Annotated in this window: 12 protein-coding genes; 2 read left to right on the plus strand and 10 right to left on the minus strand. The window is 62.1% G+C overall.

Annotated elements, in window-relative coordinates:
- Positions 1 to 6 precede the first annotated feature (6 nt).
- From AMK05_RS21540 to epmA, 9 genes are all read right to left on the minus strand, one after another.
- Positions 7 to 3,318: an oligosaccharide flippase family protein gene (locus AMK05_RS21540; protein ID WP_064841064.1), complete on the minus strand. Its 3,312-nt coding sequence runs from the start codon at positions 3,316 to 3,318 to the stop codon at positions 7 to 9.
- A gap of 90 nt (positions 3,319 to 3,408) precedes the next feature.
- On the minus strand, positions 3,409 to 4,587 hold the full coding sequence (locus AMK05_RS21545) for a glycosyltransferase family 4 protein (protein ID WP_064841065.1): 1,179 nt from the start codon (positions 4,585 to 4,587) through the stop codon (positions 3,409 to 3,411).
- A gap of 46 nt (positions 4,588 to 4,633) precedes the next feature.
- Entirely contained in the window at positions 4,634 to 7,114 is a 2,481-nt protein-coding gene (locus AMK05_RS21550) for a glycoside hydrolase family 2 protein (protein ID WP_064841066.1), read from the minus strand.
- Positions 7,115 to 7,130: 16 nt separating this feature from the next.
- Positions 7,131 to 8,111 carry a DUF1839 family protein gene (locus AMK05_RS21555; RefSeq protein WP_171899840.1) on the minus strand — a complete coding sequence of 327 codons (981 nt, stop codon included), beginning with the start codon at positions 8,109 to 8,111 and terminating at the stop codon, positions 7,131 to 7,133.
- The gene (locus tag AMK05_RS21560) at positions 8,102 to 9,010 is read right to left on the minus strand and encodes an amino acid--[acyl-carrier-protein] ligase (protein WP_064841067.1); all 909 of its coding nucleotides are present in this window, start codon (positions 9,008 to 9,010) and stop codon (positions 8,102 to 8,104) included. The genes AMK05_RS21555 and AMK05_RS21560 overlap by 10 nt, the downstream gene beginning before the upstream one ends.
- A gap of 5 nt (positions 9,011 to 9,015) precedes the next feature.
- Positions 9,016 to 10,197, minus strand: coding sequence for an acyl-CoA dehydrogenase family protein (locus AMK05_RS21565; RefSeq protein ID WP_064841068.1), 1,182 nt, complete (start codon positions 10,195 to 10,197; stop codon positions 9,016 to 9,018).
- Positions 10,197 to 10,448, minus strand: coding sequence for an acyl carrier protein (locus tag AMK05_RS21570; RefSeq protein ID WP_012559298.1), 252 nt, complete (start codon positions 10,446 to 10,448; stop codon positions 10,197 to 10,199). The genes AMK05_RS21565 and AMK05_RS21570 overlap by 1 nt, the downstream gene beginning before the upstream one ends.
- A gap of 262 nt (positions 10,449 to 10,710) precedes the next feature.
- Entirely contained in the window at positions 10,711 to 11,763 is a 1,053-nt protein-coding gene (locus AMK05_RS21575; RefSeq protein WP_064841069.1) for a lysine-2,3-aminomutase-like protein, read from the minus strand.
- Entirely contained in the window at positions 11,760 to 12,821 is a 1,062-nt protein-coding gene (gene epmA, locus AMK05_RS21580; RefSeq protein WP_064841070.1) for an EF-P lysine aminoacylase EpmA, read from the minus strand. The genes AMK05_RS21575 and epmA overlap by 4 nt, the downstream gene beginning before the upstream one ends.
- 150 nt (positions 12,822 to 12,971) lie before the next feature.
- On the opposite strand from epmA, the gene efp reads away from it, so the two are divergent.
- The gene (efp, locus tag AMK05_RS21585) at positions 12,972 to 13,541 is read left to right on the plus strand and encodes an elongation factor P (RefSeq protein WP_049733346.1); all 570 of its coding nucleotides are present in this window, start codon (positions 12,972 to 12,974) and stop codon (positions 13,539 to 13,541) included.
- Between the two features lie 171 nt (positions 13,542 to 13,712).
- Here the strand turns inward: efp and AMK05_RS21590 are convergent, their stop codons facing one another.
- Entirely contained in the window at positions 13,713 to 14,387 is a 675-nt protein-coding gene (locus tag AMK05_RS21590) for a GntR family transcriptional regulator (RefSeq protein ID WP_064841071.1), read from the minus strand.
- Between the two features lie 144 nt (positions 14,388 to 14,531).
- On the opposite strand from AMK05_RS21590, the gene AMK05_RS21595 reads away from it, so the two are divergent.
- Positions 14,532 to 15,458: a substrate-binding periplasmic protein gene (locus AMK05_RS21595; RefSeq protein ID WP_064841072.1), complete on the plus strand. Its 927-nt coding sequence runs from the start codon at positions 14,532 to 14,534 to the stop codon at positions 15,456 to 15,458.
- Positions 15,459 to 15,465 lie beyond the last annotated feature (7 nt).

A 15,465-nucleotide genomic window follows, 5' to 3' on the forward strand; every position in this document is an offset into this window, starting at 1 on the left:
GATTCCTCACGCTCTTGCCAGGCGAATGATCTCGTCGAGCACGAATTTGCGCGATTGCGGCGGCGTCAGATTGTGGTCGGCATCCGGCAGCATCAGCAGCCGCACGTTCGGATAGCGCGAAAGCTTGGCGCCGCGCGGCCCGAAATGGAAATAGACGTGGTCGAGCCCGACATCGCCCTCGCTGTAGATCAGCGTCAGCGGCACCTTGCGCTTGCCGAATAGCGCGAAGGAATGCCGAACCTCGCGGGCAATATGGCGCCGGTCGGGCAGCAGTTCGATGAGCGGCGCGATCCACGGCGACAGGCGCCGGCCGCCGGCGATGACGATATTCTGCAGCGCCGCCACCACATCCACCTGCCCGCTGATGAGCCGCTTCAGCGTATCCACCCGCGCCAGGCGCTGACCGTAATCATCGAGGCTGCGGGGGACGGAGACGACATGCTCCCGGCGCACCGGTATCTCCGGATCCCAGTAATAGACGAAGGGATTGATCGAGACGACGGCCTTCAACCGCTCATCGGCAACGCCGGCGCGGAAGGCGACATAACCACCGCTGCAGCGGCCGGCCACCATGATCGGGCCTGCGACGACGCTTTCGAGCAGATCGAGGGCGGCGACCGCGTCCTCGGTCTGCGTGCTGGAATAGAGCACCTGTTCCGGCGCATCCGGCCGCGGCGGGCTATCGCCGACATTGGCGGAATCGAAACGCAGCGAAACGACGCCTTGGCGTGCGAGCTCGCGCGCCATATCCACGGTCGTCCGTCCCCAGCCGGCATGCCGGTCATAGGCAGTCGACAGGAACAGCACGGCATTGCCCTCGATCGCGCCGAGCGGCCGGCTGACGACGCCGACCAGATGATTGTGGCTGCCGAAACGCACCGGCGTTTCGACAAAACCCTCGCCGGCAAGCGGCGGATTGTCGATCGCCTCAGGTGAGCCGACCGCGGATGTCTCCATCGTCGCCCTCTCCAACCACGTCTTCAGCAGCCCGACGACCTCGGTCGGCGTCTTGGCAAACAGCGGATTGGTGGCGAGCTCGTCATAACCTTCGAAAACCGTCTGTTCGACCTCGGCGCCGAGCGCCTTCAGCGCATCGGCAAAGCCGGTATCGTCGGCCTTGGCGGGCCGTTCGAGGATCAGATATCGCGATGCTGCAAGCGCCTGCGGCGCAGCGATGTTGAGCTTGCCGAGTTCGGCGGCGATCTCTTCGGGCATGACGAGCCCGGCGATCTGCACCTTCGCGGTCTGGACATGCTCCTTGCCGAGGCCGAGATCGGCATCGATGATCTTGGACCACATGTTGAGTTCGCGCAGATAGGCCCGGCCGCTCAGCACCGGCGCCAGCATCACCAGGCTGTCGACGCCGTCGATCGAGGCGCCGATGCGGTGGGCAAGCGTTGCGCCGAGGCCCTGTCCGATAAGGATGATACGGTCGCAACCGGAGAGCGATTTCAGCTTGGCGGCGGCCGCGCGAATCGAGTTTTCCCAGGTTTCCAGCCTTGCCGGCAGTGCGCCGAAATCGAGCGCATCGCCAGTGCCGCGATAGTCGAAGCGCAGGCTCGCCACGCCGATATCGGAGAAATGCTCGGCCGCGACACGGAAGAATTTGCGGCTGCACATCTCCTCGAAACCCCAGGGGCTGACGAAGAGCACGGCGGCCGAACGTTTCTGGACCGTGGGATTTTCAGGCATGAACAGGCCGATCGTGCCGTCGAAGACGACAGGCAGGGCAGCGCTACGGCCGGCACCCTCGGCCGGTTCCAGCGAGAATTCACCGGGCGCGACCTTGGCGCGGTCGGGATCGCCCGGAAGCCGCGGCGCAATGAAATTGATCGCGTACCCCACCGGGCGCTGCAGCACGCGCGGCATCTTGCCGAGAATGGAACGCATGACCTCGACATCTTCGGCCGGCATGACGCGCAGCACGCGGAGTGCCGCGAAATAGCAGAGTGTGCCGGCAAGGATTGCAACGACGAGGCCGATCGGACCCCGGATGAATTCCAGCGCCGAAATCGCCCCGCAGGCACAGAGCACGGCGGCGAGCGTCACCTTCGTCAGGCTCGTGTAGAGGCCCGAAAGCTGGGATCCGAATCCTGTCTGCCTGATCATCATCACCGACATCGCAACGAAGACGAGGATGCGCACGAGTGCAGCACCCTCGGCGGCAAGCGTAGGTACGATCAGTAAACAACCGACTACCATCAGAAGGCCACCTATCACACTGATGTTCAGGCGGGAGCGAGCCCTGTCCATCGACAGGAGGTAGAGGCTGAGGATCTGCATGAAGGTATAGGCGGGCGCCACCAGCGCCAGCAGCGCCACCACCGTGCCGCTGCGGCGGAACGCTTCGCCGAACACCACGAGCACGAGTTCGCTGGAGATCGCCGCCAGCCCGAGGCTCATCGGCAAAACGATATAGGCCATGCTGCGGGTGACCGCGGCGAAGACCTCGACCGGCAAGGTCGAATCATCGCTGTTATGCCGACGCTCGGAATAATAGGGCAGCAGGCTGCCGGTCATCTGGATCGGCAATTGCAGCGCGATATTGGCGATCGACAGGCCGACGGCGTAGTAACCGACCATCTCGACCGACCAGAACTGCTGCAGGAAGAGCAGCTCAAGCCGATTGAGGAAGATCGAATCGATGATGAACTGGATCGACAGGATGACCGAGGAAGAGGCGAGAGCTTTCAGCGAAACCCCGCACCAGTCGCGCCGTGCAAGCAAGATCGGCAGCGTGGCGAAGAACAGCACGAGCTGGCCGAGCGCATAACCGACGAGAACGCCTTCGACGCCGTAGAAAACGGCGCCGGCGGCAACACCGGCAAGCTGCAAAATCGAGACGGCCACCGTCAGCCGGAAAAAGGCGCCCAGCTTTTTTTCGCCGATCAGATAGAATTTGACGAAGGATCCGATCGCCTGGACGAAGAACAGCACGCCGGTGACCAGAGCGACGGACGGCGCCGTGTCGGCCCAGTGCATCTCCTCCGACGTCAGGAAGAACAGGGCGTAGAGCGCCAGCAGCACGACGGTCGAAAACATCATGAAGCTGACGAGGATGGCGGCAAAACCCCGCCGGCGGCGCATGTCGTAACCTTCCGCCGAAAGCTGCGGCAGGGTCTTCAACAGCGTGATGCTCGAGCCGAGTTCGGCGATCGAGGCGCCCGTGACCACCAGCCAGAGCGAGAAGGCGACGATGCCGTTGGCCTCCGGCCCGAGCAGCCGCGCGGTTATGATCGATGACACGAAACCCGTCAGCAGCAGCAGCATGCCGGCCGCCGCATTCATCACCGAATTTGCGATAATACCCTTCGACATCTACCCATCCGCAAGGTTCGGCCCTCTCGGCCGGACACTCGCCATCTCTACTGCGAAAATGTTAAAATAAAGCGGAGTGGCGACCTCACCTTAGCTCGCCTGCATCGCCGCCAGCGCCTGAAGCGCCTTCTCGTAGCTATTCTCGGCGAGATAACGCAGCAGGAATTCCCGGGCTTTCTCCGCCTTCTCAAGCGCCCGCTCGGGCGCGCGAAAGATGTCGCGCAGATGCGCCGCCGCAACTGCCGGGGAAGGATCCGCCCAGACCGCGCCCGCAAGCCCGGCAAATTCGGGATGAGTATCGACGACCGGAATGAGGGAAGATCCGACCTGCCATGTATTCTCAGGGTCGCAGAAATCCGCCGTGCCCGACCAGGCGGTGGAGATAACCGGCGTGCCCTGCATGATCGCCTCGGCCACCGTCAGCCCGAAACCCTCGGAACGATGCAGCGAAAGATAGGCGTCGGACGACCGGATGAGGCCGTTGATATCGGCGTTCGACAGCCTGTCGGTGACGATCCTGATCCGGGCGTCGCCTGCGACCGAAGCAACCAGTTCACGCAGGCCTTCATCCTTGTTCACATCGCCGCTGGCCTTCATCAGCAGGAAGGCGCTTGGGGCTTCGGCGGCGAATATCCTGAAAGCCTCGATGACGGCCTGCGGATTCTTCCGGTTGATCGAGGAGCCGGCGCTGAAGATGAAGCTGACGAGAAAGGCGTCCTTCTCGATGCCGAACTTTTCCCGCATGCCATCGGTCGCCGGGGCCCCGGTCACCGGATGCGGAACGACGATGACCGGCGCCCTGGTGAGCGGCGCAATCGCCCGCCGGGTGAATTCCGACGGCACGAAGACGGCGTTCATATAATGCATTGCATGGCGCCACTCCGCCGGCACGACTTCCAGCTCCCAGGCGAAATAGCCGATATTGAAGGCGCGCGTGAAATTCGCGACACCCTTCTTCAGGATGGCGCGCGGCAGCATCGGCGGATTGAGGTGCCAGATCCGGCTTCCCGGCGCCTCGGCGGAAAGACGCGACGACGTCCATCCGGCGAAGGACGTCTCGTCTGGATGGGTGCTGACATCGGAGAGCGAAATCGCCCTTCCTGCTTCGGAGAGCGCGCCGGCACAGAGCCTTGCCGACTCACCGACGCCGACAGCCATCGAGAGATAGCCGACGATTTCCACCGGCCTGCGGGGATTGAAGGCAAGACGCGACCGCGGGATCAGCCGTTGCAGGACATGGGCGCGCAAAAAGCGGTATGTCGTTCTCAAATCACGGTCTTTCTCAATGGATGGGCATCATTTTTCGCGGGGAGCTTCAACCCGAGAACACGACACGATGCGAACTGCCGAGGCTTCTGATTTCGCCTGCGGGCGGAAGATCGCTCTCGGTGCCAGAGAGCGCGTGGAGTTTCACGCGCCGCATCGCGCCGGGCGCCAGATGGAACCAGTCGTCGTCAGGCCGGTAGCCTTCGACATCGATATGCACCGATTGCGCCAGCCGGTCGGTCCTGAGATCGACGAACCAGTCGTCGCCGTCTCTGGCGAGCGATGCCTCGATGCCGGCATCATGCAGCGCCTTCCCCCGTCCGCACGGAAAGTGGAAGCTTTCCGCCAAAATGGCGCCGTCGGCCAGCGAACGCAGGCGGGCAACACTGGCATCATGCGCCGGCGGCCCGAAACGGAAGGCATAGGTCGTATCGAAAAAGGCGCCGAACAGTGAAGTCGCGGCAAGACGCTCGGTATCCCTTGCCGCCAGCTTGAAAGCCCTGCTGCCGCTGACGACCTGCTGCTTTCCGTCGCGCAGGCAGGCGACCTCGAGCTCCACGTCGAGCGCTGTATCCGTCTCGTTGACGACGTGCACGTCGAGACCGTTGGTCCCCTCGTCGGTGAACAGCGCCTGCACCGGCCGGAAGGCGCGGCGCATCGCATACCAGACCGGCTTCGGCTCGCCGGTGGAATCGATCACCCCCCAGCCGGGGCCGGGCAGCAGGTCCTGCAATGTCCAGACGAGCGCACCGTTGCAGGCCGAGCCCTTGCGCCGCCACTCGGCGAAAGTCTCCTCGATCACCTCGCCGGTGACGGCGCGGGAGAGATCGAGATAGCGGCCCGGATCTTCGCGGCGCAGCCCGGCCGGATCGAGGTCGTAGAGAAGCTGCAGGTAGAAGTCGCGAACATCCTCGAAATCCCACGAAGCGCTGCGGTCGCGCGGCACGCGGGCCTTCCAGAGCGGGCTGTGGACGGCCGGCACGTCGAGATGGCGGTGCAGCGTCCTCTGCTGCGGCACATGCGCGAAGGCAAGGCTTTCGGAGGCAAAACGCACATCGGCGCGGCGTGCATCGGCAATCGGCCGCATATAGGCGCCGACACCGTAATAATGGGCGATACCGGCATTCGGCGAAAAGGGCATCGCCCCGCCATGTGGCGAATTCGGGACATAGGGCACGTCGGGACGCATGCGCGCAGCGATGGCCGGGATGATCTCATCGGTGACCGGCCCGCTCCAGAATTCGACGGGGAGACCCAGCATCGCCGCCTGCTGGTGAATTTCGCTGCCGCCGCAGAGCACTGCCAGCGATGGTGACGCCTGAACGCCATGCAGGAATTCCTCGACCTCCGCATGCACATGGCCGAGAAACGCCTTGTCGGCGCGCGGATAATCGAAATTGGCGAACATGAAATCCTGCCATACGAGCAGGCCGAGTTCGTCGCAGAGCGCAAAGAAATCAGGCGTCTCGTAGGCCATGGTGCCGCCGATGCGGATCATGTTCATGCCGGCTTGAGCGGCAAGCCGCAGTAACGGTTCATAATCCGCCCGCCCGCCCGGCAGACGCGCGATATCGGCCGTCGTCCACACCGCGCCGCGGCAGAAGATACGTTCGCCGTTGACAGTGAGCGCGAAATCGTCGCCGTCGGCGCCGCGCTCGACCTCGATCCGCCGGAAGCCGGTCGTGCCGAGCGAATACTCCACGTCGTCGGAAACGAGCGTCAGCTCATAGAGACGCGGAGCGCCATGCGTGTGCGGCCACCAGGGCTCGATGTCGGAAAGCTTGAGGATAGAAGAGTAATGGTTGTCGCCGATCTTCTCAAAAGGCTGCTCCATGCCGCCGCAGTGCAGCAGCATCTTGGGATGCTCGGCATTGCTGTGCAGGGAGACGCTGAGACGGCCGGCGCCATTCTCGTCCAACACGGCGCGGATGGAGACATTGTCGATCGAGACGGGATTGCGCCGCACCAGCGAAATCGGCCGCCATGGCCCGACCGCATGGATATCGGGGCACCAGCCCGGCATATGGCCGAGCAGCGTCGTGCGGAAATTCTTCAGCCCCGCCGGCGTGATCATCTGAGGCCGCCAGCGTGCCCGCGGGCCGGGCTCCGACAGGCGGGGACCGAGTGCGCGAAAGCAGAGCGCCAGCTCGTCGCCGCCCGTCAGCGTCACCGGGATCTCGTGCGCGGTGAACATGCTTTCGGAAAACAGGATTTCCTGGCCGTTGAGGAAGACATGGCAAAGTGTGGCAAGCCCTGCGAACCGCAGGATAGCCTCACCGGGCTCGGCATCGAACAGCCGGCAGAGGTACCAGGCATCCCTGGTGTTCAGCGGCTCTGGATTTTCCCGGTCGAACAGCCCGGCTTTTTCGAGTGCTGCGGCAACGGTGCCGGGAACGGGTGCCGGAATGAACTGGGCGGAGAGCGGAATATCATGCGGCACGGCGCAGGCGCCCGGCTCCGTCAGGATCAGGTTCCAGCCTTCGGAAAGCAGGCTTTCCTCGGCACCGATGCTTGCCAAACGCCCCCGCATGGTCAGATCTCCGGCCTCAGATTCGCTCCGCAAGCGATGCCATCATCAAATCCCACGCATCGGCGGCCGGATCAAGGGCTGCCTGCAGCGGCTCGAACTTCCTGCGGGCAATGGCGCGGGCAAGCTGGAACTGCACCGATTTCGCCGCGTCCGAAATGCGTCTGGCATGCTCGGCGGCGGCGGCGAATTCACCTGGCGAAAGCCAGACAAGGTAATCCGCCGCCAGCTCGAAATTGGCGCCCACCTGGCGAAGCGTGTTGAAGGCATATTTGTGGAAGAAGCCGAACGGCCGTTCCGCAACCGCTTCCACCTGCCGGGGAAAGACTGCCGCGAAGGCGCGGATCGGATTTTCGCCAGGACGCCTGGTGAAATGAAAGCCGGCAAGCCGCCGCGCGGTCGCGCGCAGATGCGCTTCATCAGCGGGCTTTTCCGGGAACCGCGCAAATTCCGTATAGGGAAGGAACGGCGGGTCGTTCTCCGTCAGCTGCAGCTGGAACAGACCGTCGAAATCCTCGCCTTCAAGCTGGAAATAACCGGCATTGTGAAAATACTCGACGCGCTTGGCCGCAACGTCCAGCCGGTTGATCGCAACCGTCGTCTTGCCGTGCTCCTGCCGATAGGCGGTGCCGTGCGTATCCGGCATGTAGAAGGAATCCATTTCGATCAGGCAGAGACGGCCCCGCGCGATCTGCACTTCGACATGGCGTTCTACGCGGTCGTAAATGGCAAGCTCGGTCGCGCGGATGCCGTAAAGCGCTTCGAGATCCTCAAGCGGCACCTTGAAGAAGGTGAACTGGTCGCCCTCGAAATCCTGGGTCAGAGTGAAACCGAGCATCGCCTCGGGCGCAACACCCGATGTCGCCAGCACCTCGATCCAGAGATCGACATAACAATTGGTTTCCGGCCAGGCGCGCTCGCCGGAATGCAGCGCGTGCGCCCGGTAGGTTTCCGGGTCGATTCCCGAAAATACCGATGTCATCGACCGGCTCAGCCCCACAGCGCTTTCCGCACGTTGGCCGGCCATTGCTTCACGTCGAGCCCGTGATGGTGGAACAGCGCAAGCGCGATGCGCTCCAGTCCGAAGCCCACGCAGGCCGTGTGCGCGACGCTACCATCTTCGAGGTTGAGGCCCCATTTCGTGCCGAAGGCATCCTGATGATAATTGAAGCTCATGCAGGCGGTCGGATTGGCGGTCGAGGTGATCGGGATCAGCAGCTCGAATTTCAGGTTCTGGTCGCGCTGATTGTTGGCAAGCATCTTGCCGGCGCGGCCGAAGAACGGATCGTTGGCGATATCGATCGTCACCTCGAGGCCGACGGCCTTCATCATCTCGACGCCGCGATCCATCCAGCGCTGGCGGAAATCGGTGACATGCTCTTCGGTGCCCATGCAGACATATTCGCGCATGCGGAACAGCTGCTGGCGGGCCGGATCTTTCGACGGCTCATGACGGAAGCAATAGGATTGCAGGTCGAAGAGGCCGCCGGTCTTCGGCAGATTGCCGCGCTTGGCGACCGTCGGATAGAGCGGATAGCAGGCCGCCGGCGTCAGCACGATGTCGGTCGCCTCCTGCCCCTTCGTCCAGTCCTCGCCGACTTCCATGCATTGCAGCAGGCTGACATGGTCGAGTTCGCTGCCGCAGAAGCTGTGCACCGTGCCGGCAAGCTGCGGGAAGCTCTTCATGTAGCCGCTCTTTTCGAAGAAGGCGCGGTTCATGCCGGGCGGAAAGCGCATCGCCTCCGCACCATCGGCGCCGCCGACCTTGTCGATCAGGCGCTCAAAGGCAGCGATCACCTCTTCGAACTGGCCGCTGCGGCCATAGAGCCCGTCGATGCCGGTATCGATCAGCAGGCCGGCTTCGAAAAGCCGGTCGAGAAACGAGGTCTGCATATCCATGACTGTTACCCCAGTAGGCTAGTGTCCTGCTTGTGGACAAGAAGCATGCTCGACGTATTGCCGAGGATGCGGTCGTTCGAGATCATCAGCTGCGCGGAATGCGCGTCGCGCAGATGGCGTCCGAGGCTGAAGGGCGTGCCGTTCTTGTAGCCCATGATGCCGCAGATCAGCATGGCGTGGTTGACGATCTCCAGGATCGTCTCGGACGAGGCGATCTTGACGTTGTTCATCGCCACCGCAAAGCCCATCGAGGACAGCCTGTCGACATCGATCTTGGCATCCTCATAGGCCTTGAGGCCGGCAACCACATTGGATTTGACCATCTGCAGCAGGTTGGAAACCTCGGCGAGGCGGAGCGCTCCCGGCGGCGGGGCATCCGGCGCCTTGCGGGCGGCGGCGCGCACAAAGGCCTGGGCGCGCGCCACGGCGTCGACCGCGATGCCGTACCAGACGCCGCTCCACAACAGATGCGACGAAGCGAGCATGGATTGCGCCGCGATCTCGGCGAAAGGCTTCGGCAGGATCTGATGGGCCGGCGCCTGCCCTTTGAAGAGGAAGCCGTCGGAGCAGGTGCCGCGCATGCCGAGCGTATTCCACGCGTGCGTCCTTTCGAGCGTGTACTGATCCTTGAGAAAGGCCGTCAGCACCTGATCGGAGGAAGCCGCCTGCGCGTGAGCGCGCGAGGTGATCAGGATGGCGTCGGCATGCGAGCCGTAGGAAATGACGGTCGCATCCTTTTCGAGCCGGCAGACATCGCCATCGACTTCTACAGCGCAAATGCTGTTGCGCAGGTTTCCGCCGATGCCGCCCTCGGTGGTGGCAGAGGCGATCAGCAGCTGTTCGGCGGCGATGCTGCGCATGAAACCGCGATGCCATTCGCTGTCGGCGCCGTGTTCGACGAGGCTCGACAGCTTGATGTGATGCATGGCGAAGACCATGGCGCTTGCGGCGCAGGCTTGACCGAGCATCGAGCATAATTCGGCAATCTCGGTGATCGAGGCGGATTCGCCGCCGAGATGACGCGGCACCTGGATGCCGAGCAGCCTCTCGGCCTTCATCGCATCCACGGCTTCCCGGGGGAAACGGCCTTCGACGTCGACGGCATCGGCGTGTTTGGCGGCGATTTCGGCGACGCGGGCGACCCTTGCGACAAGACCGTCCTGCATGATCTTGACGGGGAAATTCATCAGGCGACCTTCCGGCTGTCCCGGATGAGATCGACCGTTCTGGCGATGGCCGAGATGCTCGCGAAGGATTTGCGGTTCAGGAGATTGTCGGGAAACTCGATGTCGAAGGCCTCTTCGATGCCGAGCATCAGCTGCACGGAGGCAAAGGACGTCAGACCCGCCGCATAAAGATCGGCATCGTCGGCGACCTGGTCGATCGACGCAGGAAGTTTGCCGAATTTGGCTACGAGGTCGCGGATTGTCTTATTCATCCCATCACTCCAAGATTCTCATGATCCCGAACCGGCGTTCATCGCCTTGTCATGAGCGTTCTTTTAGTGCGGAAAACAGAAAATTCCGCTAATTTATAGCGTTAAATATGATTAAGGCTCACAGTTAGAATTTTACCGATCATTCCGGTCGGAGCGATAATATCGCTTCCGTATCAGCGACTTAATCTTGTTTTGATAACGGCACTCGACGCAATTTACGCCGCAGCCAGTACAGAAATGACACGGAAAGCGCCGCTTTGCGTCAATCGGCCGGCGGATAGGAATGCTCGTCGCCCCGGTAGTCCGAGACGGAATAACATCCCTCCCCTATCGCCCGGATGGCGCTGCCGCTGACGACCGCCTTGCCGTAACCGCCGGGGATATCGAGGATGTAGGTCGGCTGGCAGAGCCCGGAAATCCGCCCACGCAGCGCCGCGACGATCCGCTGCCCCTCCTCTATGGTCACCCGGAAATGGCCGGTACCGGGCGCAAGATCCGGATGATGCAGGTAATAGGGTTTGACGCGGATTTCGACGAAAGCCTTCATCAGTTCGGCGAGCACGTCGGGATCGTCGTTGACGCCCTTCAGCAATACGGACTGGCTGATCATGGCAATGCCGGCATCGACAAGACGGGCGCAGGCGGCGCGCGCTTCGGCCGTCAGCTCTTTGACATGGTTGGCATGCAGCGCCACATAGACCGTCTTGCCGCTCGCCTTCAGCGCGGCGATCAATGCCGCGTCGATCTTCCCAGGATCGACGACGGGAACACGCGTGTGGAATCGCACGATCTTCACATGCGCGATGTCCGCCAGCGCCTCCATGATGTCGCGGAGGCGGCGCGGCGACAGCACCAGCGGATCGCCGCCGGTGAGGATGACCTCCCAGATTTCCTGGTGACCCCTGATATAATCGAAGGCGGCCTGCATCGCCGCCGCATCGAGCGTGCCGAGGCCCTGCGGCCCGACCATTTCGCGGCGAAAGCAGAAACGGCAATAGACCGGGCAGACATGCACGGCCTTCAAGAGCACGCGATCGGGATAGCGGTGAACAATGCCTTCGACCGGGCTATGGGCTTGATCGCCGATCGGATCGGCGCGTTCTTCGCGGGTAATCGTGAGTTCGGCGGCATCTGGCACGAACTGCCGCGCGATCGGATGATCGGGATCGGCGCGATCGATCAGCCTCGTCATGGCAGGCGTCAGCGCGATCGCGTAGCGCGCGGCAACCTCCTCCAGCGCCAGGCGATCGGCCGGCGCGACCAGCCCTGCCATCACCAGATCGTCGACGCTTTTGAGGGGTTTGACGGCATTCATCGTCCATACTCCGCAACAGGCGCCCAGAGCACCTGGTCGATGCGCGAGGCCCCGGTCGCCAGCATCACCAGCCGGTCGAAGCCGAGCGCGATGCCGCTTGCCTCGGGCATCAGCGATAGGGCGGCGAGGAAATCCTCGTCGAGCGGATAGGTCTCGCCATAGACACGCGCCTTCTCGGCCATCTCGATCTCGAACCGCCGGCGCTGTTCGGCAGCGTTGGTGAGCTCGCCGAAGCCGTTGGCAAGCTCGACGCCGCAGGCATAGAGCTCGAAGCGTTCGGCAACCCGGGGATCACGCGCCGAGGAGCGCGCAAGCGCTGCCTCCGAGACCGGATATTCGTCGAGGATGGTGATGCGGCCGAAGCCGAGATGCGGCTCGATTTTTTCGACCAGCACGCGGCTGAAGAGATCGGCCCAGCCGTCGTCCTCGGCAACACGCATGCCGACGCGCTTCATCTCGGCGGCCAGTTGATCGCGATCGGTCGAACCGTCGGCGGCGACGGAGGCGAGAAGATCGATGCCGGCATGGCGCTCGAACGCTTCGGCAACGCCGATCCGCTCCGGGCCGGCGAAAGGATCGCTCTCGCCGCCGCGATAGGCAAGCTTTTCGGTCTTTGCCGTCTCGGCCGCGAGCGCCAGGATCCGCACGCAATCCATCATCAGGCTCTCGTAGCTTTCCCCGGCCCGATACCATTCCAGCATGGTGAATTCGGGATGGTGCAGCGGCCCGCGCTCGCGGTTGCGATAGACATGGGCAAAACACGAAATGCGTTCCTCGCCCGCCGCAAGCAGCTTCTTGCAGGCGAATTCCGGCGAGGTGTGCAGATAGAACGGCGCTTTTTGCCCATCCGTCGTCAGCGCTTCCGTGGCGAAGGCATGCAGATGCGCCTCGTTGCCGGGGGAGACCTGCAGCACTGCCGTATCCACCTCGATGAAATCCTCGCGCGCAAAAAATCCGCGCAGTGCCGCCTGAATCGCATTGCGCCCGATCAGGAACGGGCGGCGATCGGCATGCACGGACGGGGTCCACCACGGGGACGCTTTCGCCGAAGAGTTCATTCCAAGCTTTCTTCGCCGGAGAAGCCGGTATGGGGATGGCTATTTCCCGGATTTTAGGTTAGTTGCGCCCCCAAAGAAAAACATTTGCGTCTTCGGGTAGCGTCTCGACAGTCATCTACGACGCCGAAAGCCGAGTTACAAGGAAGTCTTATGGTCAAGGTCATCGCCTCTTCGGTCCGCAAGGGCAACGTTCTCGACGTCGACGGCAAGCTCTACGTCGTTCTCACCGCCCAGAACTTTCACCCGGGCAAGGGCACGCCGGTCACCCAGGTCGACATGCGCCGCATCGTCGACGGCGTGAAGGTCTCCGAACGCTGGCGCACCACCGAACAGGTCGAGCGCGCCTTCGTCGAGGACGTCTCCTTCCAGTATCTCTATGAAGACGGCGAAGGCTTCCACTTCATGAACCCGGGCAACTACGATCAGGTCGTGGTCGATGTCGAAACCATGGGCGATCAGAAGGCCTATCTGCAGGAAGGCATGTCCTGCATCCTGTCGATCCATGAAGGCATTCCGCTGGCGCTCGAACTGCCGCGCCACGTCACGCTCGAAATCACCGAGACCGAGCCGGTCGTCAAGGGCCAGACGGCATCCTCTTCCTATAAGCCGGCCATGCTGTCGAACGGCATCCGCACCTCGGTGCCGCCGCACATCAATGCCGGCACCCGCGTCGTCATCGCCACGGAAGACAATTCCTACGTTGAACGCGCCAAGGATTGATCCTGGTTTCATCCATTCGGGAGGCCGGCTCACGCCGACCTCTCGCTAAGATGTGGAATTCAGGCAAGTGTCGATGCCGAGTCCACTCGCGGCAGGCGATTGTCTCGGACGGCTCATTTGCCGGAGATATCTTCCTTGAGCTAAGGCTGCACCGAATTCCAGGATCCGAGTTCAGATTACCTTTCGGACCTCGCTCTCGAAGCTCATGACATGAGCCATTGCGATCCTTTCAGCCTCATCCGCGTCGCCTCTGCATACGGCCTCAAGCATGAGGACCTGATCATGCAAGACGTCTTCAAGACGCGGTACCAGTGTCGGAAACCGTTTCATGGCGACGTACAGGATTCTCAGCGACAGATTGTGGTAGTGATCCAGCGTGTCGAACAGGAATGAGTTTTTCGCCACTTTGTAAATGAAGCGGTGAATCCGGCGATCTAGCGCAAGGATGTCTTCCAATGCCATCGGAACGGTTGTCTGCTTGAGTTCGTCGATCAGTTGCCGCGCTTCTTGCCGCTCGAACTCGCGCAGCCTTTCCGCAGCCAATCGAGTCGCCCAGGATTCGATCCGTGCTCGTGCCTCATAAACGGCAGTAAGATCATTGATATCGATCTTGCTGACAAAGGTGCCGCGCCGCGCGCTGACGACAACGAAACCGTCATATTGCAGACGCTGAAGCGCCTCCCGGACCGGCGTGCGTCCGACGTCCATGCGTTTCATAATCTCGGCCTCCCGCAGAAGCGTGCCCGGAGGAAGCAATGTCGTAATGATGTCGTCGCGCAGCCGAATGTATGTCCGCTCCGCCAGCGTTGATTCAGCCGCTTCGTAATCTGCTTCGAATACCGACATATTCAGCGCATTCCTCTCTCTGTGCATTCCACATAGCCAAACACTTCTCTGCCGAAAAAAGCGCGCAACGAATCTGCTTGACTTCATATAGTGCCGGCATATCTTCAATATATCAGCAATATATAACCACAAAGAGGGGTTCAAATGGAACATGCTGAATTGACGAAAAAATCGCAGGCAAATGGGATCGTCGCCTTGGCGATCTTGAGTTTGGGACTCTTCGCGACGGCCGTGCCGCCCGCTGCCGCCGCCGACGATCTGGAACTGACGAAGCCGGGCACGCTCGTCGTTACGGTGCAGCCTTACATGCCCTACACTGCGGTTAAGGATGGGAAGCTTGTCGGCCTTGACAGCGACATCCTGACGGTCATCGCCGATAAGCTCGGTCTCAAGATCGAAATCAACGTCACCGACTTTCCGGGCATGCTGGCTTCCGTCCAGACGCAGCGGGCGGATATAACCATTGGCGGAATCGCATGGTCCGACGCCCGCCAGAAAGTCGGCCTGTTCACCGACCCGCCATATTATTCGCCGCCGGCAATGGCCGTGAGCGGCACGGCGAGCTTTCCGGATGTTGCGAGCTTGGAGGGCAAGAATCTCGGTACCGTCACCGGCTATGTCTGGGCGAAATCCATCGCGCAGGTCCCGGACGCATCGCCCCATACGTTCCCGAGCGCCGACAGTGTGTTCCAGGATATTTCTGCCGGGCGCCTCGACGTCGGCTTCCTCGATCCGCTGCTGATCACCTATCAACAGCAGCAGCGCCCCGACATGAAGGTTCGCATCGAATATCTGAAGCCGCCGACGAACGAACAGGTCGCCGCGCACCCCGATTACAAATATTTTCAAGCCTATATGACCGGATTCTACCTTCCAAAGCAGTCGCCGAAGCTGGCCAAGGCTGTTTCCGATCAGATTGACGGCATGTACAAGGATGGATCCCTTGCGGCTTTGATCACCAAATGGGGCGGCGATCCCCAGCAGTTCCTGGTCCCATCGCCCGAGATGGCGGCGCAGCGGCGCGGCGTTGACCGTCCGGCCGACTGGAACCCGCCTTCCCTCGCGAAGTGAGATCGAC

The organism is Rhizobium sp. N324 (assembly GCF_001664485.1).
GTDB lineage: Bacteria > Pseudomonadota > Alphaproteobacteria > Rhizobiales > Rhizobiaceae > Rhizobium.

Excerpts from the sequence above, each read along its gene's own strand:
- AMK05_RS21595 (WP_064841072.1), top strand. The coding sequence starts at position 14,532 with ATGGAACATGCTGAATTGACGAAAAAATCGCAGGCAAATGGGATCGTC.
- efp (WP_049733346.1), top strand. The coding sequence starts at position 12,972 with ATGGTCAAGGTCATCGCCTCTTCGGTCCGCAAGGGCAACGTTCTCGAC.
- AMK05_RS21550 (WP_064841066.1), bottom strand. The coding sequence starts at position 7,114 with ATGCGGGGGCGTTTGGCAAGCATCGGTGCCGAGGAAAGCCTGCTTTCC.
- AMK05_RS21575 (WP_064841069.1), bottom strand. The coding sequence starts at position 11,763 with ATGAATGCCGTCAAACCCCTCAAAAGCGTCGACGATCTGGTGATGGCA.
- epmA (WP_064841070.1), bottom strand. The coding sequence starts at position 12,821 with ATGAACTCTTCGGCGAAAGCGTCCCCGTGGTGGACCCCGTCCGTGCAT.
- AMK05_RS21590 (WP_064841071.1), bottom strand. The coding sequence starts at position 14,387 with ATGTCGGTATTCGAAGCAGATTACGAAGCGGCTGAATCAACGCTGGCG.
- AMK05_RS21570 (WP_012559298.1), bottom strand. The coding sequence starts at position 10,448 with ATGAATAAGACAATCCGCGACCTCGTAGCCAAATTCGGCAAACTTCCT.
- AMK05_RS21565 (WP_064841068.1), bottom strand. The coding sequence starts at position 10,197 with ATGAATTTCCCCGTCAAGATCATGCAGGACGGTCTTGTCGCAAGGGTC.
- AMK05_RS21540 (WP_064841064.1), bottom strand. The coding sequence starts at position 3,318 with ATGTCGAAGGGTATTATCGCAAATTCGGTGATGAATGCGGCGGCCGGC.
- AMK05_RS21560 (WP_064841067.1), bottom strand. The coding sequence starts at position 9,010 with ATGGATATGCAGACCTCGTTTCTCGACCGGCTTTTCGAAGCCGGCCTG.